The sequence below is a fragment of the Bradyrhizobium sp. genome (assembly GCF_035935975.1).
GTDB lineage: Bacteria > Pseudomonadota > Alphaproteobacteria > Rhizobiales > Xanthobacteraceae > Bradyrhizobium.
Genome location: NZ_DASYWN010000041.1, coordinates 306,544 through 329,983, shown reverse-complemented (window position 1 = coordinate 329,983; position 23,440 = coordinate 306,544). Strand labels below are relative to the sequence as shown.

Annotated in this window: 18 protein-coding genes; 12 read left to right on the top strand and 6 right to left on the bottom strand. The window is 65.2% G+C overall.

Going from position 1 to position 23,440, the window contains the following annotated elements; all coding sequences use genetic code 11:
- The first annotated feature begins 241 nt into the window (after window positions 1-241).
- The 6 genes from VGR99_RS24330 (at window position 242) to VGR99_RS24305 (ending at window position 6,915) form a co-directional block, all read left to right on the top strand.
- A complete protein-coding gene (locus tag VGR99_RS24330) occupies window positions 242-3,013 on the top strand; it encodes an autotransporter outer membrane beta-barrel domain-containing protein (protein WP_326902001.1) in 2,772 nt (923 codons plus the stop codon).
- 144 nt (window positions 3,014-3,157) lie between these two features.
- Entirely contained in the window at window positions 3,158-4,276 is a 1,119-nt protein-coding gene (locus tag VGR99_RS24325; protein WP_326902000.1) for a helix-turn-helix transcriptional regulator, read from the top strand.
- 112 nt (window positions 4,277-4,388) lie between these two features.
- Window positions 4,389-5,507 (top strand): helix-turn-helix transcriptional regulator, encoded by a 1,119-nt coding sequence (locus VGR99_RS24320; RefSeq protein ID WP_326901999.1) that lies wholly within the window; start codon window positions 4,389-4,391, stop codon window positions 5,505-5,507.
- Window positions 5,508-5,743: 236 nt separating this feature from the next.
- Complete coding sequence (locus VGR99_RS24315; protein WP_326901997.1) at window positions 5,744-5,995, top strand: hypothetical protein; 252 nt, start codon at window positions 5,744-5,746, stop codon at window positions 5,993-5,995.
- Window positions 5,934-6,173 carry a hypothetical protein gene (locus tag VGR99_RS24310; protein ID WP_326901996.1) on the top strand — a complete coding sequence of 80 codons (240 nt, stop codon included), beginning with the start codon at window positions 5,934-5,936 and terminating at the stop codon, window positions 6,171-6,173. Before VGR99_RS24315 ends, VGR99_RS24310 begins: the two co-directional genes overlap by 62 nt.
- A gap of 13 nt (window positions 6,174-6,186) precedes the next feature.
- Window positions 6,187-6,915 (top strand): sulfite exporter TauE/SafE family protein, encoded by a 729-nt coding sequence (locus tag VGR99_RS24305; RefSeq protein WP_326901995.1) that lies wholly within the window; start codon window positions 6,187-6,189, stop codon window positions 6,913-6,915.
- 74 nt (window positions 6,916-6,989) lie between these two features.
- Here VGR99_RS24305 and VGR99_RS24300 read toward each other — a convergent pair whose 3' ends face one another.
- Together VGR99_RS24300 and VGR99_RS24295 are read right to left on the bottom strand one after the other, a co-directional pair.
- Window positions 6,990-10,193 carry a multidrug efflux RND transporter permease subunit gene (locus VGR99_RS24300; RefSeq protein ID WP_326901994.1) on the bottom strand — a complete coding sequence of 1,068 codons (3,204 nt, stop codon included), beginning with the start codon at window positions 10,191-10,193 and terminating at the stop codon, window positions 6,990-6,992.
- Between the two features lie 140 nt (window positions 10,194-10,333).
- Window positions 10,334-11,578 carry an efflux RND transporter periplasmic adaptor subunit gene (locus VGR99_RS24295; RefSeq protein ID WP_326901993.1) on the bottom strand — a complete coding sequence of 415 codons (1,245 nt, stop codon included), beginning with the start codon at window positions 11,576-11,578 and terminating at the stop codon, window positions 10,334-10,336.
- Window positions 11,579-11,779: 201 nt separating this feature from the next.
- Here VGR99_RS24295 and VGR99_RS24290 point away from each other — a divergent pair, with 201 nt between their 5' ends.
- Window positions 11,780-12,385 carry a TetR/AcrR family transcriptional regulator gene (locus VGR99_RS24290; protein WP_326901992.1) on the top strand — a complete coding sequence of 202 codons (606 nt, stop codon included), beginning with the start codon at window positions 11,780-11,782 and terminating at the stop codon, window positions 12,383-12,385.
- Window positions 12,386-12,407: 22 nt separating this feature from the next.
- On the opposite strand, the gene VGR99_RS24285 is transcribed toward VGR99_RS24290, so the two are convergent.
- The 4 genes from VGR99_RS24285 to VGR99_RS24270 all read right to left on the bottom strand — a co-directional run bounded on the left by VGR99_RS24285 (window position 12,408) and on the right by VGR99_RS24270 (window position 17,699).
- Window positions 12,408-13,892 (bottom strand): amidase, encoded by a 1,485-nt coding sequence (locus VGR99_RS24285; RefSeq protein ID WP_326901990.1) that lies wholly within the window; start codon window positions 13,890-13,892, stop codon window positions 12,408-12,410.
- 187 nt (window positions 13,893-14,079) lie between these two features.
- Window positions 14,080-15,447: an MFS transporter gene (locus VGR99_RS24280; RefSeq protein WP_326901989.1), complete on the bottom strand. Its 1,368-nt coding sequence runs from the start codon at window positions 15,445-15,447 to the stop codon at window positions 14,080-14,082.
- A 75-nt stretch (window positions 15,448-15,522) separates the two neighbouring features.
- On the bottom strand, window positions 15,523-17,052 hold the full coding sequence (locus tag VGR99_RS24275) for an aldehyde dehydrogenase (protein WP_326901988.1): 1,530 nt from the start codon (window positions 17,050-17,052) through the stop codon (window positions 15,523-15,525).
- Window positions 17,049-17,699, bottom strand: coding sequence for a GntR family transcriptional regulator (locus VGR99_RS24270; protein WP_326902434.1), 651 nt, complete (start codon window positions 17,697-17,699; stop codon window positions 17,049-17,051). Before VGR99_RS24270 ends, VGR99_RS24275 begins: the two co-directional genes overlap by 4 nt.
- A 156-nt stretch (window positions 17,700-17,855) precedes the next feature.
- Here VGR99_RS24270 and VGR99_RS24265 point away from each other — a divergent pair, with 156 nt between their 5' ends.
- From VGR99_RS24265 to rnz, 5 genes are all read left to right on the top strand, one after another.
- Complete coding sequence (locus VGR99_RS24265; protein WP_326901987.1) at window positions 17,856-18,629, top strand: alpha/beta fold hydrolase; 774 nt, start codon at window positions 17,856-17,858, stop codon at window positions 18,627-18,629.
- 217 nt (window positions 18,630-18,846) lie between these two features.
- Window positions 18,847-20,064 (top strand): multidrug effflux MFS transporter, encoded by a 1,218-nt coding sequence (locus VGR99_RS24260; protein WP_326901986.1) that lies wholly within the window; start codon window positions 18,847-18,849, stop codon window positions 20,062-20,064.
- A 15-nt stretch (window positions 20,065-20,079) separates the two neighbouring features.
- On the top strand, window positions 20,080-21,477 hold the full coding sequence (guaD, locus tag VGR99_RS24255; RefSeq protein ID WP_326901985.1) for a guanine deaminase: 1,398 nt from the start codon (window positions 20,080-20,082) through the stop codon (window positions 21,475-21,477).
- Window positions 21,478-21,488: 11 nt separating this feature from the next.
- Window positions 21,489-22,472, top strand: a complete 984-nt coding sequence (locus tag VGR99_RS24250) for an antibiotic biosynthesis monooxygenase (RefSeq protein WP_326901984.1) — start codon at window positions 21,489-21,491, stop codon at window positions 22,470-22,472.
- 52 nt (window positions 22,473-22,524) lie between these two features.
- Window positions 22,525-23,427 (top strand): ribonuclease Z, encoded by a 903-nt coding sequence (gene rnz, locus VGR99_RS24245; RefSeq protein ID WP_326901983.1) that lies wholly within the window; start codon window positions 22,525-22,527, stop codon window positions 23,425-23,427.
- Window positions 23,428-23,440 lie beyond the last annotated feature (13 nt).

Below are 23,440 nucleotides of genomic sequence, written 5' to 3'. Positions count from 1 at the left end.
GTCGCCTCCGTCCAAGTCGAAGCCGGCGCCCCTTTCTACGTTGGCGTTCAGCGAATCCAAATTCGCAAAGGTGGCCTCCTCTGATCGGAGGAGGCCACTGGCAACGTGCCTGTGCGCCGAGGGACTGAATATGATTGTGACGGGTGGGGACGGTATTGCACGATGGCGTTCGGCGGGGCGATCGCCATGGCTTCTGCTGCCGGCCGCGCTGGTCATCCCGGTGTTCATCAGCGAGCCCGCGATGGCAGCCTGTACGCCCACGGCGCCGGTCAGCAACGCGACGGTGGTGTGCGCGAGCGACACCAACGACCAGCAGGGCGGCGGCACGGGCTACGGTACCAGCAACGACGACAACAACTCCTATGACATCCGCGCGGGCGTAACGGTCGAGGGAAGCAACTTTGGCTTCAAGGTTGGCTTCAAGAGCGTTTTCATCAACGCGGGCACGATCAGTGGAACGAATGCGGCAGGTATTACCGGCGGCGACATGACGATCACAAATCTGGTTGGGGCCACGATTGAAGGCTTCAACGCGATTACGCCGACGACGATCGTTCTCAGCAATGCCGGCACGATCAAGGGCGAAGACAGGGCCATTGATACCAGCGGCAATGCCACCATCACCAACCTCAGCACGGGCCTGATCACGCAGACGCGGACGACGGGCGTCGCGATCTTCTCCGACCGTTCGGTGACGGTGGACAATTCCGGCACGATTTCCGGCCACGCATCCGGCATAACGGCGAGGAACATCGACCTGTCGAACTTTGCCTCCGGGACTGTCAGTGGCGCGAACGCCGTGATCGCGGACCAAGCCGTCACCGTCAGCAATGCAGGGCTGATCCAGTCGACCGGCAACGCCATCGTGTCGCAAACCGGCGATATCAACCTCACCAACGTGGCTTCGGGCACGATTTCCGCAGGCGCCGATACGATTGCGACGAATGCCAACCCGGCGACCGGGAAGGGCAATATCACGATCAGTAATGCCGGCCTGATCCGCACGACCACGGCACTGGCGGCCGTGATCTCCGCCAGCAACCTTGCCGACGTCACCAACTCCGGGACGATCGCCGGCGGTTCGGGTGGCATCGATGGTCTGAACGTCAAGCTGACCAATCTCGCCGGGGGCACGGTGATCGCGCACAACAATGCGGTTTTCGCCAGCAAGTCCGCCGTCATCGACAATGCCGGGACGATCAGCGCCGACGGCAGCACAGGCGATGCCATCGTTGCGGACACCGGGGACATCACCGTCCGCAACAGCGGCACGATCAGCGCGATGCGGTTCGGCCTCAGCGCCAGCAATGGTGCGGCGAACGTGGTGAACAGCGGCACGCTCACCAGCGGCTCGACCGTCATCTTCGCCACGACGGTCAATGTGACCAACACCGGACGGATCGCATCGACGCTCGGCTTCGGCATGAGCGGCGTCACGGTGAACCTCGACAATTCCGGCGTTATCACCGCAGACCGCGGCATCAACGCGATCTTTGGCAACGTCAACAATTCCGGATCGATCATCGGGCGGAGTGCGGCGATCAACGCCAACGTCGTCAACGTGACGAATACGGGCCTGCTGCAGGGCTCGACCACTAATGGCGACGGCATCCTGACGACCCAGGCGACCGTCAGGAATTCCGGCACGATCATCGGCAGGATCGGCATCGAGTCGAGCGACGGATCGAACATCACCAACTCCGGCACGATCACCGGCGCCGGCGGGGTCGCGATCAAGCTGTCCAAGAAGGCCGATACGCTGACGCTGCTGCCGAGCTCGAAGATCAACGGCGTGGTCGATTTCGGCTTCGGCGATGACGTCGTCAACCTCAACTTCATTCCGCCGAGCAGCCGGGTCTCATCGCTGACGAGCATCCAGCTGCCGACCTTCGTCAACTTCAATGGCACCATCAACGCCAACGTTGGGGGCGGAGGCTTCAATGGTCCGCAGGTCTTTGCCAACGGTTCGCTGGCAACGCTCGACCCGACCGCGCTGGCGCAGACTGACCGCACGCTGATGGACTTTACCGGCGGCGTGTCCTCGCTGGTGCAGGGCCGGCTGAATGGCGGTACCGGGCCGGCCGGAAGCAACATGATGGCGATGGCCTATGCGCCGGAGACGGCACAGGCTGGACCCTTCACCAAGGCGCCACGCAGCGTCTGGACCGATCCGGCGCCGATCACGGTCTGGGTCAACAGTTTTGGTGGCCAGCGCATCCAGGACGAGACCGCCGCGACGCTCCGCGCGACCTCGACGGCCTGGGGCGGTGCGATCGGCATCGACCGCAAGGTGCAGCCGAACTGGCTGATCGGCGGCTTCCTCGGCGGCGGGCAGGGCGGCCTCTCGGCGGACCTGAACTCGCAGTCGGTCGACACCAATTACGCCTTCGCCGGTGTCTACAGCCGCTTCGAATGGGCCGCGCAGTTCTTCGATTTCACCATCCAGGGCGGCAACGCCGACAACAGATCGCGTCGCCTGGTGCTGAACGATGCTGCGGTCGGCGGCATGGAGACGGCAACCGCGAACTACAGCGGCTGGTATGTCAGCCCCGAGGTCGCCTACGGCTACAAGCTCCAGATCGGCAACGGCTATCTGCTGACGCCGACGGCGCGTGTTCGCTACGTCGCAGGCCGCTTCGACGGCTACAGCGAGACCGGCTCGGCGCAGGGGCTGTCGGTCGGCAGCCGTACGCTGCAGGACTTCGAGGAACGGGGCGAAGTGGACCTGTCGCGCGTGACGAGCCTCGCCGGCGGCGAGCTCAAGGCCAACATCCATGGTGGCGTGATCGCGCTCCAGCGCGTCGGCGACACCAATATCAATACGGTGCTGCTCGGACAGAATCTGTCCTTCGTCACGCCCGGCAGCCGCAGCACCGTCGGCGCGGTCGCCGGCTTCGGCCTCGACTACCGCACCGGGCCCAACGTGTCCGTGTTCGGCGCGGTCGAGGGCATGATGATGTCCGACCAGAGCCGCACCGGCACGGCCAAGGGGGGCGTTCGCGTCGCGTTCTGAGCCGGCACCAGCCCTGGCGGCTCGAACGCGACGCGCGCCGGCCGGGCTCCATCCGCTCGGCCGGCGCCTCCTCCGATCGGAGGATGTCGCATGCTCTGGTTGTGCTATGCTGGGTGATATTGATCACTCAGGCCATTTAGAGCGATGCACGGACCGCGGAAACTGCCCGAACTGGTCGAGTCCATCTATGATGCCGGGCTCGATCCCACGCTATGGAATAACGCCGTCACCGGCATCCGTGATTTCGTCGGCGGCCAGGCCTGCGGGCTGTTCTCCAAGGATTCGATCAGCAAGTTCGGCGTCACGCATTATTATTGCGGCGCCGATCCGCACTACATCCAGCTCTATTCCGAGACCCATTCCAAGTTCGACCCTCTGACGGTGCTGCCGCCGCATGGCGAGATCGTCAGCATCCCCGATCTCGTCAATTTCGACGAATATCGGAGAGGGCGGTTTTACCAGGAATGGATGCAGCCGCAGGGCTGCAGCGATGCGGCCAATGTCGTGCTCGAGAAATCGAATGCGAGCTGCCCCGTGATGATGACGGTGCTGTCGGGCCGGCGCATGGTCGATCCCGCGATGAAGCATCGTCTCTCGCTGATCGTGCCCCATGCCAGCCGCGCGCTCTTGATCAACCGCGCCATCACCTCGCAACTGACGCTGGCCACCGCGCTTGCCGATGTGCTTGACAATCTGGCGTCCGGCATCTTCCTGCTCGATGGCTTCTGCCGGCTGGTGCACGCGAATTCGGCAGGGCATGCCTTGCTCGCGGCCGACGACGTGGTGCGGTCGGTTGCCGGCCAGCTCGTGACCTGTAGCCCGGAAGCCAATCAGACGCTACGCGAAGCGTTCGCGGGCCGCTGCGCTGCGGCCCTGCGTGCTGCGAGGGATCGCGCGATCCCGCTGCTGTCGCCCAGCGGCGAGCGCTACGTCGCGCATGTCCTGCCGCTGTCGTCGGTGCTGCGCAATGGCAGCGAGCGGGTGATCGATGCCGCCGGCGCGCTGCTGCTGCGCAAGGTCTCGCTCGGCGGGACATCCTACGGCGAATTGATCGCGCGGACCTTCGACCTGACGCCGGCCGAGCTGCGCGTGTTCCTGTCGATCGTCGAGGTCGGCGGCGTGCCGGAGACGGCGGCCGCGCTCGGCATCGCGGAGACGACGACGAAGACGCATCTGCATCGCGTCTTCGCCAAGACCGGCGTTTCGCGGCAGGCCGATCTCGTGAAGCTGGCGGCCGGATTTTCCAATCCGCTCATCAACTGATTAGTTGTTTGGGGCGCCGGAGTTGAACCTTTTGCTTCCGCGATAGACTCACAGGAGCCGCGAGGCATGAAGACCATGTCGTCCTCTCCATGTATCCATACTGGCTCCTGCAATGCGCCGATCTCCCAATCAGTCCGACCTCATCGAGAGCATCTATGACGCCGGCCTCCACCCTGAGCTGTGGAGCGATGTCGTGGTCACGCTCAATGATTTCATCGGGAGCCGGGCCTGCGGCCTGATCTCGAAGGACCCTGTCAGCAAATCGGGCGCGACGCATTACTACTGCGGGGTCGACCCGCACTACATCAAGCTCTATGCCGAGACCTACGCGCAGTACGATCCGCTCGCGCGGCTGCCGCGCTATGGCGAGGTGCGCAACATCCCCGATCTCGTGAATTACGACGAGTATCGCCGCGGCCGCTTCTATCAGGAATGGCTGCGTCCCCAGGGCTCTATCGACGTCGCCAACGTGGTGCTGGAGCAGACGAAGTCGCCGTGCCCGATGCTGCTGACCGTGATCCCGGGCAAAGGCATGCTCGATGCCGAGAAGCGGGCGCGGATGCAGTTCCTGGTTCCGCATGCGACCCGCGCGCTGCTGATCAATAAGGCGATCGAGCGCAAGCAGCAGCGGGCGATCGCGCTCGCCGACGTCGTCGACCGGCTGAATGCCGGCGTGATCCTGCTCGATACCTCCTGCAACATCGTCCACAGCAACCCAGCCGCGGAGACGATTCTCGCGGCCGACGATTTCCTGCGCTCCGTCGCGGGCCGGCTGGTCGCAAGGTCATCCGCGGCAAGCGCGGCCCTGCGCGAAACCTTCCGTGACGCAGGCGAGGTGGCCCTGGCGGCGGCTTCGGGACGCAAGATACCGCTGACGTCGCATGACGGCGCCTACTATGTCGCGCATGTCATCGCGCTGCCGTCGCTGCTGCGCGAAGGCGCGGCGGAGCGAACCTCGGCCGTCGGCGCGCTCTTCGTCTGGAAAGCGGAACTCGACAGCCGCTCGTCGGCAGGATTGATCGATCGCACGTTCGATCTGACTCCGGCGGAACTGCGGGTGTTGCAGTCGATCGTCGCGGTCGGTGGCGTGCCGGAGACGGCGGCCGCGCTCGGTATCGCCGAGACGACAGTGAAGACGCATCTGCATCGCGTATTTGCGAAGACCGGCGTCAGCCGTCAGGCCGATCTCGTCAAGCTCGCGGCAGGATTCTCCAATCCGCTCGTGCATTGACGCGACGTTGAGGCGCGCTGCGAGTCGCTGCAGCTCGCAACAGGTTCAATCAGAAGCATCATTAGAAAGTTATCGCGGGTCGTTCGATCGAATGACGCGATTGTCCGCGTTCTCACTTACGAGACGTCACACGTTCTGTTGTTCGGCGTATCAGCGATCAGTGTGAAACAGCTCACTGCCGGCGGAAGTGAATCCCAGCAATCTCGCGTACAGGTTGAAAGGAGATTGTCATGCGAATGGCCTCTTCAGTCCTGTCGGAAAAGTTCCGCGACATCGTCGCTCGCGTCGGCGCGGCATTCCGCGCGCAGCGCGAAATCGACGCGCAGCGGGCACTGCAGCGCTATCGCCACCTGCTGCAGCAGTCGGAAGACATATCGCGTTTGAGTGAAGTTATTCCCGTCTCCAGTGAAGAGGATGTTTTGGACAATGCCGACCGAATTGATCCGTGCGAGCGCGCGACCGGCCAGCCCACCTTCGAACGCGCGTAATTTCAACATCGTCGCGATCGCGCTGACCGCGGCGCTCGTCACGCTTCAACTGGCCGGGCTCGCCATGCTGGAGCGTTCGCACGCCCATCCTGTCTCCCAGCCCATCCTCACAGCGCACGATGCGGAACTCTGCGGCGGCGGCGCTGAGATCCCCGCGACCCAGACGCCCTACGACTGACGGAGGACGCAGCGTGCCTGACATCACGACCAGCCTTCTGGTGAGTCTTGCCGTGTTTGCGGGAGCCTTTGTCTCGGGGCTCTCGGGCTTTGCCTTCTCGGCGGTGGCGGGCGCGATCCTGCTCCGCGTGTTTCAGCCGCTCGAGGCGGTGCCGCTGATGATGGCCTGCAGCATCGGCGTGCAGGCCACCAATTTGTGGGCGCTCCGGCGCAGCATCCGCTGGGAGGGCAGCCTGCTGCTGATCGTCGGTGGCCTGATCGGCGTGCCCATCGCGGTCTCGCTGCTCCAGTCCACCGACACGCATCTGCTGCGGCGTGGGTTCGGCATCATCGTTGCGCTTTATGCCGCCTACATGCTGCTGCGGCCGACGCTGGTGACGGCCGGCGAGGCCGTCGGCCGTCACTGGGTCGCGCTGATCGGATTCGGAGGAGGGCTGGTCGGCGGGCTCACGGCGATGCCGGGCGCGATCCCGACGATCTGGTGCGACATGCGCGGCATGCCCAAGAGCGAGCAGCGCGGTCTGGTGCAGCCCTTCATTGCCGCGATGCAGGTCTTTGCGATCGCACTGCTGGTCGGGCATCAGGACCTGTCGTCGAAGGTCTTCGTCGACCTCGCGATCAGCCTGCCGGCGCTGTTCGCGGGATCCGCGTTAGGGGTGATCGCCTTTCACCGGGTCAACGAGACGGTCTTTCGCAAGACCGTGCTCGTTCTGTTGCTGATCTCGGGGATTTCCCTGATCTAGGGTATGATCCGGACCCGAAGGGCCGCGTTTGCGCAAAGTGTGGAGCGGTTTTCCGACAAGATCATGCTCCAGCTTTAGTGCCCGGCGACTTCGTGGCCAAGTCCCTGGACCGGCGCTGCGCTGATGTCGCTGCCGTGATGCACCAGCGGCTTGTTACCGGTGACGGTTCGCAGCAGCACGTAGAACACCGGCGTCAGGAACAGGCCGAACACGGTGACGCCGATCATGCCGGAGAACACCGCAACACCCATCGCCCGCCGCATCTCCGAGCCTGCGCCGGTCGAGAGCACCAGCGGCAGCACGCCCATGATGAACGCCATCGACGTCATCAGGATCGGGCGTAGCCGCAGGCGGCTCGCCTCGATCGCGGCCCGGATCGGCGTACGGCCGGCGAATTCGAGCTCGCGCGCGAATTCGACGATCAGGATCGCGTTCTTGGCGGAGAGGCCGACCAGCACGATCAAGCCGATCTGGGTGAAGACGTTGTTGTCGCCCTTGGAGATCCAGACGCCGAACATCGCCGCGAGCAGGCCCATCGGCACGATCATGATGATCGAGAGCGGCAGGGTCAGGCTCTCATAGAGCGCGGCCAGCACCAGGAACACCAGCAGGATCGCCAGTGGGAACACCCAGAGGCCGGAATTGCCGGCGATGAACTCCTGATAGGTCAGGTCGGTCCATTCGAAGGCGAAGCCGGGTGGCAACGTTTCTGCCGCGATCCGCGTCGCCACTTCCTGCGCCTGGCCCGATGAGAAGCCGGGTGCAGCGGCGGCGTTGATATCGGACGACAGGAAGCCGTTGTAGCGGATCGCACGCTCGGGGCCCGCGCTCTGGCGGATCTTCAGCAGCGCCGACAGCGGCACCATGTCGCCGGAGGATGAGCGCACCTTCAGCTGCCTGATGTCGTCGGCACGCGCGCGGAACGGCGCATCGGCCTGGACATAGACGGAGTAGGTGCGGCCAAACTTGTTGAAGTCGTTGACGTAGTAGGAGCCGAGGTAGATCTGCAGCGTGTTGAAGACCTCCGTCACGGGCACGCCCAGCTGGAGCGCCTTGGTACGGTCGATGTCGGCGAAGAGCTGGGGCACGTTAACCTGGAAGCTCGAGAACACGCCGGCGATCTCCGGCGCCTTTTGCATCGCCGCCATGAACGCCTTGGTCGCCTCGTTCAGCGCCTCATAGCCCAAACCAGCGCGGTCCTCGATCTGCAGCTTGAAGCCACCGATGGTGCCGAGGCCGTTGACCGGCGGCGGCGGGAACATGGCGATGAAGGCTTCCTGGATGCCGGCATACTTCTTATTGAGGTCGGCCGCGATCGCATTGCCGCTCAGCGCCGCACCCTTGCGCTCGTCGAACGGCTTGAGCGTCGAGAACACGATGCCGGCGTTGGACGAGTTGGTGAAGCCGGAGATCGACAGGCCGGGGAAGGCCACCGAGCTCTCGACACCGGGTTGGGTCAGCGCGATGTCGCTCATCTTGCGGATCACCTCTTCGGTGCGGTCGAGCGTTGCGCCATCCGGCAGGCGGGCGAAGCCGACCAGATATTGCTTGTCCTGGCCCGGCACGAAGCCGCTCGGCACCTGCTGGAACAGGAAGGCGGTGACGCCGACCAGCACCACATAGAGGCCCATCACCGCGGCCTTGCCCGAGATCACCTTGGTGACGGTGCCGCTGTAGTTCTCCGAGGAACGGGTGAAGGCCTTGTTGAAGCCGCGGAAGAACCAGCCGAGGCCCTTTTCCATGACGATCGTGAGCTTGTCCTTCGGCTCGTTATGGCCCTTGAGCAGCAGCGCCGACAGGGCAGGCGACAGCGTCAGCGAGTTGACGGCCGAGATCACGGTCGAGATCGCGATCGTCAGCGCGAACTGCTTGTAGAACTGTCCGGTGAGGCCGGAGATGAAGGCAAGTGGCACGAACACCGCGATCAGCACCATCGCGATAGCGATGATCGGACCCGAGACCTCGCGCATCGCCTGATAGGTGGCATCGCGCGGCGACAGCCCGCCCTCGATGTTGCGCTCGACGTTCTCGACCACGACGATGGCGTCGTCGACGACGATGCCGATCGCGAGCACGAGGCCAAACAGGCTGAGCGCGTTGATGGAGAAGCCGAACACGTGCATCACCGCGAAGGTGCCGACGATCGACACCGGCACCGCGAGGAGCGGGATGATGGAGGCGCGCCAGGTCTGCAGGAACAGGATCACCACCAGCACCACCAGCGCGATCGCCTCCAGCAGGGTGTGGATCACGGCCTCGATCGAGGAACGCACGAACTGGGTGGGATCGTAGACGATCTGGTAGGACACGCCCTCCGGCATGTTCTTCTTGATCTCGGCCATGGTGGCGCGAACGTGGTCGGAGATCTCCAGCGCGTTGGAGCCGGGCGCCTGGAAAATCGGGATCGCGACCGCCTGCTTGTTGTCGAGCAGCGAGCGCAGGCCGTATTCGGAGGCGCCGAGCTCGATGCGTGCGACGTCGCGCAGGCGTACGACTTCGCCGCGCGTGCCGGTTTTGACCACGATATCGCCGAACTGTTCTTCGTTGGCGAGCCGCCCCTCGGCATTGACCGAGAGCTGCAGGTCGATGCCCTTCACGTTCGGGGAGGAGCCGACCACGCCGGCGGCGGCCTCGACGTTCTGCGCCTGGATCGCCTTGACGATATCGCTGGCGGTGAGGCCATGCTCAGCCGCCTTCTGCGGATCGACCCAGACCCGCATCGAATAGTCGCCGGCGCCATAGAGCTGGACGTCGCCGACGCCGTCGATCCGCGCCAGCCGGTCCTTGACGTTGAGCACCGCGTAATTGCGCAAATACGTCATGTCGTAGCGGCCGTTCGGCGACAACAGATGCACGACCATGGTGAGGTCGGGCGAGGACTTCTTGGTGATGATGCCGAGCTGGCGCACCACGGCCGGCAGGCGCGGCTCGGCCTGCTGCACGCGGTTCTGCACGAGCTGCGTCGCCTTGTCGGGGTCGGTGCCGAGGCGGAACGTCACCGTCAGCGTCATCGCGCCGTCGGTGGTCGCCTGGCTCGACATGTAGAGCATGTTCTCGACGCCGTTGATCTGCTCCTCGATGGGAGTAGCCACCGTTTCCGCGATCACCTTGGGATTGGCGCCGGGATAGGTCGCGCGCACCACCACCGAGGGCGGCACGACGTCGGGATATTCCGAGATCGGCATCGCGAACAGCGAGATCAGGCCGGCAAGGAAGATCAGCACCGACAGCACGCCGGCGAAAATCGGACGATCAATGAAGAACTTTGAGAGATTCATGGCTTTGCCCCTGCGCGAGAGACAGCTCTCCCGCTGTCCGGGACGCGAGAAATGCCCGCGAGCCCGGAATCGGGATGCGATGTCTTGGTCGTTCTTTGATCACTCCGGGCGCACGTCATGCGCCGCCCGGAATGAGGTAATCAGCGTTGCACCACGTCCTGGTTGCTGTGGTTCGATGCCTGTTGCGGCCCACGCGCGCCCATCGCCGCGACCTCGGTCTTGAGGAGGGCGCCGGGACGCACGCGCTGCAGGCCGTTGACGACGATGCGCTCGCCGGGCTTCAGGCCCGCGGTGACGATGCGAAGTCCATCGACCGCACCGCCGAGCGTGATCGGCCGATAGACCGCGCGGCTGTCGTCGCCGACCGCCATCACGAACTTCTTGTCCTGGTCGGTGCCGATCGCACGCTCGTCGATCATCACCAGCGTCTGCTGCTTCGGCTGCCCCATGCGCACGCGCGCAAACTGGCCGGGAATCAGGCGCCCGTCCTCGTTCTGGAACACCGCGCGGACACGGATGGTGCCGCTCTGGCCGTTGACCTGGTTGTCGATGAGCTGGATGTGGCCCTTCGCCGACAGGCCGCCTGACGTCGCCATCTCGACCGGGATCTGGTTGAGATTGCCGCGCTGGCCGGTGGCATCCGCAATCGAGTTCAGCGCCCGCAGCACCACCTCTTCATCGGCGTCGAACGAGGCGTAGATCGGATTGATTGAGACCAGCGAGGTCAGCACCGGGGAGGCGGTGCCGGCGGCGACGAGATTGCCGACGGTGATCTCGAACTTACCGACCCGGCCGTCCACGGGCGCGCGCACCTCGGTGTAGTCGAGATTGAGCTTTGCGGTCTGGAGCGTTGCTTCGGCCGCCTTCACGTTCGCGATGGCTTCGCGGTTGGCGTTGTCGCGCTGGTCGTAGTCACGCCGCGTGACCACGGCATTGCCAACCAGCTGCGCGCCGCGCTCGAGCTCGCTCTGGGTGAACACGACGCGCGCCTTGGCGGCCTCGAGCTGGGCCGCGGCCTTGTCGACCTCCGCCGCGTAAGGCGCCGGATCGATCTTGAACAGCACATCGCCGGCCTTCACCAGCGCGCCTTCGGTGAAGTTGGTCGCCAGGATCGCGCCGGCCACGCGCGGGCGAAGCTCGACGCGCTGGATGGCCTCGAGTCGGCCGGAGAAATCGTCCCACAGGACGGTCTGCTTGGGCTCGATCAGCGCGACGGTCACGGGCACGGCTTGCTCAGCCGCGGCGGCCGTTGCCGTCGCCTGGGCTGCACGGAAGTAATGGCCGGTCGCGATCGAGCCGGCTACGGCGAGGGCGCCCACGACGGCGACGCCACCGAGAAGGCGGCGGAAACGGCCGGTGCGGGCGGTATTTTGGGCGGGATGCATTTGCGCGCTCCAGATATGTAGTGTTCACTACAGATGTGGAGCTGGATGTCGCAGTGCAAGATACTTATGTACCATTCACTAAGAAAATTGTAGCCGCTTACCGCAAGAATTGGAAGGCGGAAGAGAAAAGAAAGATAGAACAAATAGATAGGGTCTGGCGTTAAGCTGAGGACAACGCCGATTCCGAAGGAGAACAGCCACATGGGCATGGGTCGCCCCCGCGAATTCGACGCCGACGTCGCGTTGGATCAGGCGATGGAAGTGTTTTGGCGCCATGGCTACGAGGGCGCCACCATCGCCCAGCTCACCGAGGCCATGGGCATCAATCCCCCGAGCCTCTATGCCTGCTTCGGCAACAAGGAGGGCCTGCTCAAGGCCGCGCTCGACCGCTATACCAAGTTGCGCGGCGTCTGGATGGACGAGGTGGTCGCCGCACCCACCGCCCGCGACGTCGCCGAGCGAATGCTGATGGGCATTGCCGAGAAGCAGACCGATCCCGCCAACCCGCCCGGTTGCCTGCTCGTACAGGGCGGCATCGCCTGCGGCACCGGCTCCGAGAACGTCCCCTTCGAGCTTGCGGCTCGCCGCGCCCAGAACGAGGAGCAGCTCCGCGACCGCTTCGTTCGCGCCCAGGCCGAAGGCGATCTCAAGCCGGGCGCCGATCCCGCCGCGCTCGCGCGCTATGTCTCGGCGGTGTCGGTCGGCATGGGCGTGATGGCGTCGTCGGGCGCGGATCGCGAGGCGCTGCGGCAGGTGGCGAGTGTCGCCGTGCAGGCGGTCGAGGCGCAGTCGGCCGACAGAACGTAGTCGGCCGCTCTCGACGCGCGGATTATTTCGCAGCCAGCGCCGGCGGCGGCCCGAAGCCGCCGAACTCGCGTTCGATCAGTCCGGCCAGCGCAATGGTCGTGCGGTCCTCCAGATAAGGCCCGATGATCTGGACGCCGACCGGCAGGCCCGACGATGTGCGCTCGATCGGAACGGCGGTCGCCGGCAGTCCGCAGGTCGAGGCGGGGTCGGCCCAGATGAAGCACGCATCGGAGTAATTGTAGAGCTTACCGTCGACGTCGAACTGCCGCGCGTCGAACGGTTCGGAATGGTCGTGTGGAAAGGCCGGCACGGCGGCGACGGGATAGATCACCGCGTCGAACTCGCGGAAGAGCTGATACCATTTCTGCTGCAATTGCAGGCGGGCCGCATCAAGCACCAGCCAATCGCGATGGATCATGCCCCAGCCGCGGGCGCGCTCGGCCTGCAGGCTGCGGTCGTCGGGCGCAAGTGCTGCGGCAGCGTCTTGTGCCTCGGCGAGGGCGGCCGGTGTCAGGCGCGGGCTTCGCGCGCCGTTGAGAAGCTTCATGTAGAGCCGTGCGGATTCCGCGAGATCGGGCAGCGAAGAGCTCGCGCGCGCGACGTGCGCGCCCGACCGCTCGAGCCGTTCCGCCAACCGTCCGATGGCCGATCGCACGGCGTCGCCCGTCGGCATCAGCGGATGGGTATCGATCACGAGGATCCTGAAACTCTTGAGGTCGTTGTGCCGCGAGGCGGGCAGCGCGAGGCGATAGCCGACCCCGTCGCGTGTCTCGTCGGGACCGGCAATGACGTCGAGTGACAAGGCAAGGTCCGGGGCGGTGCGCGCCATAGGCCCGACCACGGCGAGGTCGCCCTGGCCGGGGACGGGCGGCGCCGGCGGCAGGCTATATCCGCGCAGCGGCACCAGGCCGAGGCTCGGCTTGTGTCCAAACACACCACAAAAGTGCGCGGGCACCCGGATCGAGCCGCCGATGTCCGAGCCGATCGAGAGCGGACCGAACCCTGCGGCCAGCGCCGCCCCGCATCCGCCCGAGGAGCCGCCGGGCGAGCGGCCGAGGTCCCACGGGTTTTTGGTCGCGCCGTAGATCTCGTTGTAGCTCTGGAAATCCCGGAGGCCGATCGGGATGTTGGTCTTGCCTATGATGACAGCGCCGGCGGCCTTCAACCGCGAGACGAGGAGGGCGTCTTCCGCCGGTCGGAAATCCCTGAAGTGCGGAAAGCCCCATGTCGTCGGCAGGCCGGCGACGTTGAACGGCTCCTTCAACGTCACCGGAATGCCGAGCAGCGGCAGCCGCTCGCCGCGCCCAAGCGCGGCATCGGCGGCGCGTGCGGCCTCCCTCGCGCGGTCGAAATCGCGCACGATGATGGCGTTGATCGGCCCATCCAGCGCCTCGATGCGCGCGATCGTGTGCGCGAGCAATTCCGACGCGGAGATCTTGCGCGCGTGCAGGGCGCCAAGGAGTGCGCCGATCGAGCCGTAGTTCAGGTCAGCGGCATCTGCGGTCATCACGAGCTCCCTTATATCCCGGCCGAGACCTTGTAGCCCGGATGGAGCGTAGCGCAATCCGGGACATGTCCCGACACGGACGCAGGACCCGGATTACGCTATCGCGCCATCCGGGCTACGAGGCTGCAGAGACGCCCGCCGAGGCGGGCGTCCCGAGCCATACGGGCGGTGCTCGTCCGGCAGACTCTCAGGACGCTTCCTTGAGAACCGGCGAAGCCGTCTCCTCGGCCTTGAGCTCCTCGAGGCTGCGATGCCGGGGCTCGATGCCCATCGCCCAGACCGTGATGATCTGCACCACCAGAAGCCCGATCATCAGCGCCATCACGCCGGCCACGCCGCGCGATTCAAACAGCGAGACCACGAGGAACGGGGTGACGATGGTGGCGCCGCGCCCGAGCGTATTGACCATGCCGGAGGCGCGCAGGCGGACCTCGGTCGGAAACAGTTCGGGGATATAGATGCCGAACAGCAGCGCGACCAGGACGTAGATCGGCACGGTCAGCGCGAAGCCGACAGCCGGCAGCAGGATCGGATCCGAGATCATGGGATAGAGGATGCCCAGGGCCACCGTGACCAGAGACGCGCCGATGATGGTCGGCTTGCGGCCCCAGCGGTCGGCGGTCAATGCGCCAATCGCCGAGCCGATCGGCGCGCCGAGGGCCATCAGCAGCGCATAGCCGAACGAGGTCGCGATCGAGAGGCCCTGCTTGACGAAGAACACCGGCAGCCACGTCACGAAGCCGTAGAGCAGGGTGTTGATCGTGATCAGACAGACCGAGCCGACGATCATCCGCGACAGCAAAGGCGCGGTGAACAGCGTGCCGAGATCGGCTACGACCGGGACGGACGTAACGGGCGCGGGGGTAGGCAGGGGCTGGCCTTGCGCGGCCTCCTTCTCGATCGCCTGCATCAGCGCTTCCGCTTCCGCGGCGCGCCCCACCGCTTCCAGCCAGCGCGGCGATTCCGGCAGCGATTTGCGCATGTACCAAACCACCAGCGCACCGACGCCGCCGAGCACGAACATCGAGCGCCAGCCGAATTGCGGCACCAGCACGGACGCCACCAGCAGCGCCACGGGCAAACCAGTGACGACGCACACGGTGGTGAAGCCGAGCCATTTGCCGCGCGTGCGTGCTGGCACGAATTCCGTCATCGTCGAATAGCCGACGACGTTCTCCGCTCCAAGTCCAACGCCCATCACGAAGCGGCAGGCGATCAGGAAGGCCATATCAGGCGAGAACGCAGCGGCGAGGGAGGCAAGGCCGAAAAGCAGCAAATTGAATTGATAGGTGAAGCGGCGTCCGTAGCGGTCGCCGAGGAAGCCGGTGCCGAACGATCCCAGCATCATGCCGACGAAGGTCGCGGAGATGAAGGCCGCATTCTGCGCGAGGGTCGAAAAGCCCGTCTTCAACGTCACGCTGAGCACGGTCCCGGCGATGTAGATGTCGAAACCGTCGAAAAACATGCCGATGCCGATCAGCAGCATAATGCGGCGGTGGAATGGCCCGATCGGCAGCCGATCAAGACGGCTGCCTGCGTTCACCGATGTCGACATTTGACGCTCTCCCTGACTGTTGTTCTGGTTGCTGCGGCCCGCCTTCTCTGAGCGATCTGCCGGTTGTCGTTCCTGCTAGTTCAATCGCTTCTGGTTGGCCGTGTCGCGGTACCAGTCGAACGGCTGCTCGTGGGTCGCGACCATCACGCTCTTGGTGTTGAAGTGGTCGTTGAAGCTCTCGGTGCCGCATTCGCGACCGATGCCGGAATCGTCGACGCCGCCCCAGGGCGAGGCCGGGTCGAGACGGTGATGATCGTTGATCCAGACGATGCCGGCCTTGACCGAGGCGGCGACGCGGTGCGCGCGGGCGACGTCGCGGGTGCGGATCGCAGCCGCAAGGCCGAACGGCGAGTCGTTGGCGAGCCGCAATGCATCGGCCTCGTCCTTGAATGGCGTCACCGAGGTGAAGGGACCGAACACTTCCTCCTGGAAGATCCGCATGTCGGATTTGACGTCGGCGAACACGGTCGGCTCGACGAAATAGCCGTTCTCGTGGCCCGGCACCTTCGCGGCAACACCGCCGGTGACGAGACGCGCGCCGTCGGCGTGACCATAGCCCGCATAGGTGAGAACGCGGTCGCGCTGCTTGGCCGAGATCACGGGCCCCATCTGGGTGCCGGGATCGAAGGGATCGCCGACGCGGATCGTGCGGGTCTTGGCCTGCAGCTTCTCGACGAACTCGTCGTAGATCGAGGCCTGGACGATGTGACGCGAGGCGCAGACGCAGGTCTGTCCCGCGCCGATGAAAGCGCCGAACGCGGCATAGTTGACGGCGCGGTCGACGTCGAAATCGTCGAACACCATCACCGGCGTCTTGCCGCCGAGCTCCATGGTCTGATGCGCAAAGACCTTTGCGGCGGCGCTGCCGGCGATCCGGCCGGCCTCGGTGCCGCCGGTCAGGACCAGCTTGTTGATGTCGCCATGCTCGGCCAGCATCTTGCCGGCGCTCTGGCCGAGACCGAGCACGATATTGAAGACGCCGGGCGGCAGGCCCGCTTCGGTGAAGATCTGCGCCAGCTTCAGGGTCGTGAGCGGCGTGTATTCGGACGGCTTGACCACGGTGACGCAGCCGGTCGCCAGCACCACGGCGAGCGACTTGCACAGGATCATCAGCGGATGATTGAACGGAGTGCAATTGGCGACGACGCCGATGGGGGTGCGGAGCGTGTAGTTCAGATACGCGCCTTCGACCGGGATCACGGAGTCGCGGCGCGACAGCGCGACGCCGGCGAAGTAGCGGAAGAAATCGGGCAGGCGGGAGAGCTGGGCGCGGGTTTCGTTGACCGGGCGGCCGTTGTTGAGGGTCTCCAGCCGGTACAGGCTGTCGAGATTGGCCTCGAATGCATCGGCGAGCTTGTTGACCAGCCTGGCACGCGCACGCGTGTCCATGCCGCCCCAGGCCTTGCCTTCGAACGCGGCGCGCGCGCTTTTCATGGCGCGGTCGATGTCTTCAGTGGTGGAATTGGGAATACGGGCGATCACGTCGCCGGTCGCGGGATTGCGGACATCCAGCATCGCGCCGGCGCCGGCTTCGACTTCACGCCCATCGATGAAATTGCCGTGGATCTCGACGTCGATCGACGCGGGTTTTGACGGAATGTTCATGATGACCTCTCCTCAACGATGACGGCGTTACGCTTGAGCGCCGGCAGAACGCGTTTTTCGGTGGCCCCGATATGGGCCTTGATGATGCGCGCGGCGGTTCGCGTCTCGCGCTGCTGCATGGCGTCGATCAGGGCGACGTGCTCGGCAACGAGCTTCGCCGGATCGTGGCCCTTCAGATTGGAGATGCTGACGCGGACGAGGCGATCGGCCTGGCCGATCAGGTCGCACAGCGCGGTGGCCATGCGGCGATTGCCGGACGCGTGAGCCAGGGCGGTGTGGAAGCCGCGATTGTAGGCGATGAAGTCCTCGTGGTTGCCCGAGAAGCGGCGGAATTCGTCGAGCGACTTCAGAACGGAGTCGGGCGCGCTCTCGATCGCCTCCGCGACGCAGGCCGGCTCCAGCGCAAGACGGAAGCGGAGGAGGTCGCGGGCGTCCGACAGCGAGATCGGCGTGACCCGATAACCCTGGCGCGGCTGCACCGTCACGAGGTGCTCGCGCTGCAGCCGCAGCAGCGCATCCCGAACCGGTTGCCGGCTGACGTCATAGCGCTCGGCCAGATCCTGCTCCCGCATTTCATCGCCTGGCGCAAATCGGCAAGCTAAAATATCAGACCTGAGACGATCGTAGATATTTTCGCGTAAAAGCATCATTTTGGCTGGCTCCTTGGCGTTAATATCTCAGTCGTGATATTTCAGGTCAAGGGCCAAATGCTTGAATTCCCTGACAGTTGATTTATCAATCGGGGCCTCTAGTGCGGGCGAAACGGCATGCGAACGGCCGACGAAGTGAAGGAAAGACCGGATATGGACAGGCTTCTTGCCAACGGGACCGTCAACGCCGCGCAATCGGGCGAGGGGCCGCCGCTATTCCTCTTCCACTCGCTGTTGTCGGATCGCGCGAGCTTTGATGCGATCGTGCCTGAGCTTCAGCAATCGTTTCGCACCATCGTGCCGGAACTGCCGGGATTCGGCCGCTCACGCGCTGTAGACGGCGGACTTGCGGCGGTCGCGGACCGGATGGCGGAGGCGGTGCGCGATGCCGCGGGCGGCGCGCCTGCGATCGTGCTCGGCAATGGCTATGGCGGGTTCGTCGCGCTGCAGATGGCGATCCGGCATCCGGGGATCGCGAGCCGGCTCGTTCTCGCCGACAGCGGCGCGGCGTTCTCGGAGCCCGGCCGCGAGGCGTTTCGCAACATGGCGAAGGTGTCGCGCGAGAAGGGACTGGAGGCCATCACCGACGTTGCCATGCGGCGCCTGTTCGCGCCCGAATTTCAGGAGCATCATCCGGAGCTGATGCAGGATCGCCGTGCGGCCTTTCTGCGCACGGACCCGGATGTGTTTCGTGCCGCGTGCGATGCCTTGGCAAGCCTCGACCTCCGCTCTCAACTCTCTGCGGTGAAAGTCCCGGTCCTCGTTCTGGTCGGTGAGCACGACGAAGCGACGCCTCCGCCGATGTCGCATGAGCTCGCCGCGGGATTGCCGCACGCGGAGCTCAAGATCATTGCAGGCTGCGCCCACGTGCCGCAGCTTCAATCGCCGTGGCAGTTTCTCGATGCTCTCGAGGGCTTCCTGACCTGAGCCGCGCCGAAGCCGGCCGGCGTTCGACACGGCGATGCCTTCCGAACGGTTAATGGGCGTCGTCTTCACGGCGCAACCCGCATTAAGCCGGAACTCCTAAGAGTTTTTACACACAGTTCTGGCACGTTCCCGCGCGTCAAGATCCGCAACCCGCGTCGTCGCGTCTCATCGCGCGCACGAAAAGACGGGGCCCGCGGGCATCGAGGGGGCGTAAGCCATGACTGCACTTGCTTCCGACGCCGGTCGCGCCAGGAGCGGGATCGTGCCGATCCTGCTGTGCGTCGTGCCGTTCAGCCAGATCCCGCTCGATGCCTATACGCCTGGCCTGCCGCAGATGGTGGTGGACCTCGCAACCGATTCTGCATCGATGCAGAACACCGTCACCGCCTACATGCTCGGCATGAGTCTGGCGCTGGTGCCGGTCGGCATCGCCTCCGATACGCTCGGCCGCCGCAACGTCCTGCTCGCGGGGCTGTCGGTGCTGATCGCGATGAGCATCGCCTGCGCGCTCGCCACCAGCGCCTCGCTGCTGCTGGGCTTGCGCTTCCTGCAAGGCATCGGCGGCTGCACCTGCCTTGTCGTCGCCTATGCGGTCGCGGCGGATTGCTATCGCGGCCGTGAGCTGACCGCGATCTCGGGCCTGCTGGGAGCTGCCTGGGGACTAGCGCCCGTGCTTGCGCCTGCCGCCGGCGGCTTCATCGTCGAGCTGACATCCTGGCGCGGCGTCTTCGTCATCATTGCCATCGCCGCGGCCATCGTCGCTGCGATCGTCGTATTCCTTCTGCCCGAGACGTTGCCGGCCGAGCGGCGGGCGCCATTCGATCCGCGCCGCACCGCCGGCATCCTGCGTGATGCGCTGGTCCGTCCGGGCTTCCTCGCCTTCGTGCTGGTGTTCGCCGCGGCCGCGAGCGCGCAGCTCGCCTTCGGCGTCGTCGCACCGTTCTTCTACCAGACCGGGCTTGGCTATTCGGCGGCCATCTACGGCCTCGTCGCGCTCGGCCTTGGCGGCGTCAATCTCGCCGGCGAGCTCGGCTGCGCGCATTTCGCGCGCTTCATGCCGGCCCGCGTGATGGGCTTTGGCGCCTTCGCGCTGTTCCTCGCCGGTGCTGCGGTCCTGACCGTAACCGGCATGACCGTCGGTCTCGATTTCGTGTCGATCACGGTCGGCGGGGCACTCGTGCTCGGCGGCTGCGGCGTGCTGTGTCCGATGATGTACGGCATGGCGCTCGGCCTGTTCGAGCGCGACCACGGCCTGATCGGCGGTCTCATCAGCGCGCTCTGCTATCTCGCGGTCAGCGGCGCCATGGCGATCGCGGCGGTGCTGCCTGAAGCAACGCAAGCGCCGATCGGATGGCTCTATCTCGGCCTCTGCGCCGTCGCGGGCACGCTGCTCGCGATCTCGCTGCCCTCAGCGCGCCAGGCCACACAGACTTAAGGAAGGAACCAGTTCATGACTACTGTTGGTATTCGCGGCACGTTCTTCGACTTCGTCGACGATCCCTGGAAGCACATCGGCAACGAGCAGGCTGCCGCGCGCTTTCACCAGGACGGCCTCATGGTTGTGACGGACGGCGTCATCAAGGCGTTCGGTCCCTATGACAAGATCTCCGCTGCGCATCCGGGTGTCGAGATCACGCACATCAAGGACCGCATCATCGTTCCCGGTTTCATCGACGGCCACATCCATCTGCCGCAGACCCGCGTGCTCGGCGCCTATGGCGAGCAGCTCCTGCCGTGGCTGCAGAAATCGATCTACCCTGAGGAGATCAAGTACAAGGATCGCAACTACGCGCGCGAGGGCGTGAAGCGTTTTCTCGACGCACTGCTCGCCGGCGGAACCACCACCTGCCAGGCCTTCACCAGCTCCTCGCCGGTCTCGACCGAAGAGCTGTTCGAGGAGGCGAGCAGGCGCAATATGCGCGTGATCGCGGGCCTCACGGGAATCGACCGTAATGCGCCGGCCGAGTTCATCGACACGCCCGAGAATTTCTACCGCGACAGCAAGCGGCTGATCGCGCAGTACCACAACAAGGGCCGCAACCTCTACGCCATCACGCCGCGCTTCGCCTTCGGCGCCTCGCCGGAGCTGCTGAAGGCGTGTCAGCGCCTCAAGCACGAGCATCCGGATTGCTGGGTCAATACCCACATCTCCGAGAACCCGGCCGAATGCAGCGGCGTGCTGGTCGAGCATCCGGACTGCCAGGACTATCTCGGCGTCTATGAGAAGTTCGACCTGGTCGGCCCGAAGTTCTCCGGCGGCCACGGCGTCTATCTCTCGAACAACGAATTCCGACGGATGTCGAAGAAGGGCGCGGCGGTGGTGTTCTGCCCGTGCTCGAACCTGTTCCTCGGCAGCGGCCTGTTCCGCCTCGGTCGCGCCACCGACCCGGAGCATCGCGTCAAGATGTCTTTCGGCACCGACGTCGGCGGCGGCAACCGCTTCTCGATGATCCACGTGCTCGACGACGCCTACAAGGTCGGCATGTGCAACAACACGATGCTCGACGGCAGCATCGATCCGGCGCGCAAGGACCTTGCGGAAGCCGAGCGCAACAAGCTCTCACCCTATCGCGGCTTCTGGTCGGTCACGCTCGGCGGCGCCGAAGGTCTCTACATCGACGACAAGCTCGGCAATTTCGAGCCTGGCAAGGAGGCCGATTTCGTCGCGCTCGATCCGAACGGCGGGCCGACGGCGCAGCCCTGGCATCAGTCGCTGATCGCCGACGGGGCCGGTCCGCGCACGGTCGACGAAGCCGCGAACATGCTGTTCGCCGTCATGATGGTCGGCGACGATCGCTGCGTCGACGAGACCTGGGTGATGGGCAAGCGCCTCTACAAGAAGAGCTGAAGCCGCTGCTCATGAGCGCATCTCCCGAGACAGCCGGCCAGCCGGTCGCCCTCGTCATCCAGCGCCGCATTGCCGACGACGGCTTTGCCGCGTTCGCGCGCTGGAACGGCGAGGTCGGCGAGGTGCTCAAGACCTGGCCGGGCTTCCTCAGCCAGGAGGTGGTGCCGCCGCAGCCGCCGGCGCATGTGGACTGGGTGACGATCCTGCGTTTCGCCAGCCCGGCCGCGGCGCGCGCGTGGCTTCAGAGCGAGGTTCGGGCGAAGTTGATCGCGGAGGTGCAGCGCCACTTCGTCGGTTCGGAGGATGTTCATATCCTGCCCGACACCGGCGTTCAGCGCGACAGCGCCGTCTCCGCCGTCATCTCCTTCATGGTGCCTGACGGGCTCGAGGACGCGTTCCTGAAATGGCAGCAGCGCATCCAGGCAGCTGAAGCCGAGTTCAAAGGCTTCCTGCGCCACAAGATCGAGCGGCCGATTCCGGGCCTGCACGACGAATGGATCGTCATCCTGTCGTTCGATAGCGATGCCAATCTCAATGCATGGCTGGGCTCGCCCTTGCGGCAGACGCTGCTGAAGGAGGGCGAGCGCTTCAATGCCGGCATGAGCGTGAAGCGGGCGAGCTACGGCTTCAATTTCTGGTTCCCGACGGGGAAGGCCCAGGCGCCGGAGCAAAGTGCCGGCCTGATCTGGAAGAGCAACCTCATCGTCCTCCTCGTGCTCTATCCCGTGGTCTATCTCTGGGGCTTCTTCATCAGCCGGCCGCTGATCGACAGCCACGGCGTGCCGGTCTGGCTGTCGCTGTTCGTCGGCAATCTCGTCAGTACCCAGCTGCTCGGCTGGTGGCTGGTACCCGCTGCCTTCAGGGCGCTCGACTGGTGGGTGACGCCGAAGGCGGCGCTCGGTCGCCAGATCGCGGGATACGCGCTGCTTGCCGCGCTCTACGCTGCGTCGATGGGCCTGTACGCATGGCTGCTCGCGTGGCATTGGGGGCGGTGAGACCGTCCACCGTGCTGTCGCGGAGCGGGGCGGTCGCTGGACACTGACGGCCATGTTCGCCCTGACATTTCTCGGCACCTCGGCAAGCGTTCCCTCGGCGGAGCGCAACCATCCGGCTCTCCTGGTGGAGGCGGCCGGCCAGCGCATCCTGATCGATTGCGGCGAGGGCACGCAGCGGCAATTGCTGCGCAGTGGCGCCGGCTTTCGGCGGCTTGACCGCATCCTCCTGACGCACGCGCATCTCGATCATGTGCTTGGCATCCCCGGCCTGTTCTCGACACTGCGCCTGCGGCAGAACTCCGACGCGATGACCCTTCATGGCGGAGCGGCGACGCTCGACATCGTCATCCAGATGCTGGCGGGGATCTGGGGCGCGGGCAGGGCGCCGCTTTCGGTGGAGTTTGCGGCGCTGACCGAAGGGCGTTTCATCGACGCCGGCGACTTCACCATCGACTGCTTTCCGGTTCGCCACCGCGACACCGACAGTTTTGGTTTCGTCTTCCAAAGTCCCGCTCGCCGTCACCTACAGTCCGATCGCCTCGCGGCGCTCGGCGTGCCCGACGGTCCCTTGCGCGGCGAGCTGGCGCAGGGACGACCGGTCGTCATCGCCGACCGGACGATCGATCCGGAGGACGTCCTGGGGGCACCGAGTGGCGGCAGGAAGCTCGTCGTGATCGGCGACACCGAGACCACCGAGGGACTGTCGCACCAAGTCGCCGGCGCCGACTTGCTGGTGATCGAGGCAACGTTCCTCGAACGCGACACATCGACCGCGCGGGATTACGGCCATCTCACTGCGGCAGAGGCGGCTTCATTTGCAGCCGCGAACAATGTGAGACAGCTCGTGCTGAACCACATGTCGGGCCGCTACGAGGACGCAGAGATTCTCGCCGAGGCGGCAGCGATCTTCCCGAACAGCAGGATCGCGGCCGACTTCGATCACATCGTCATCTAGTGACCGAATAGCG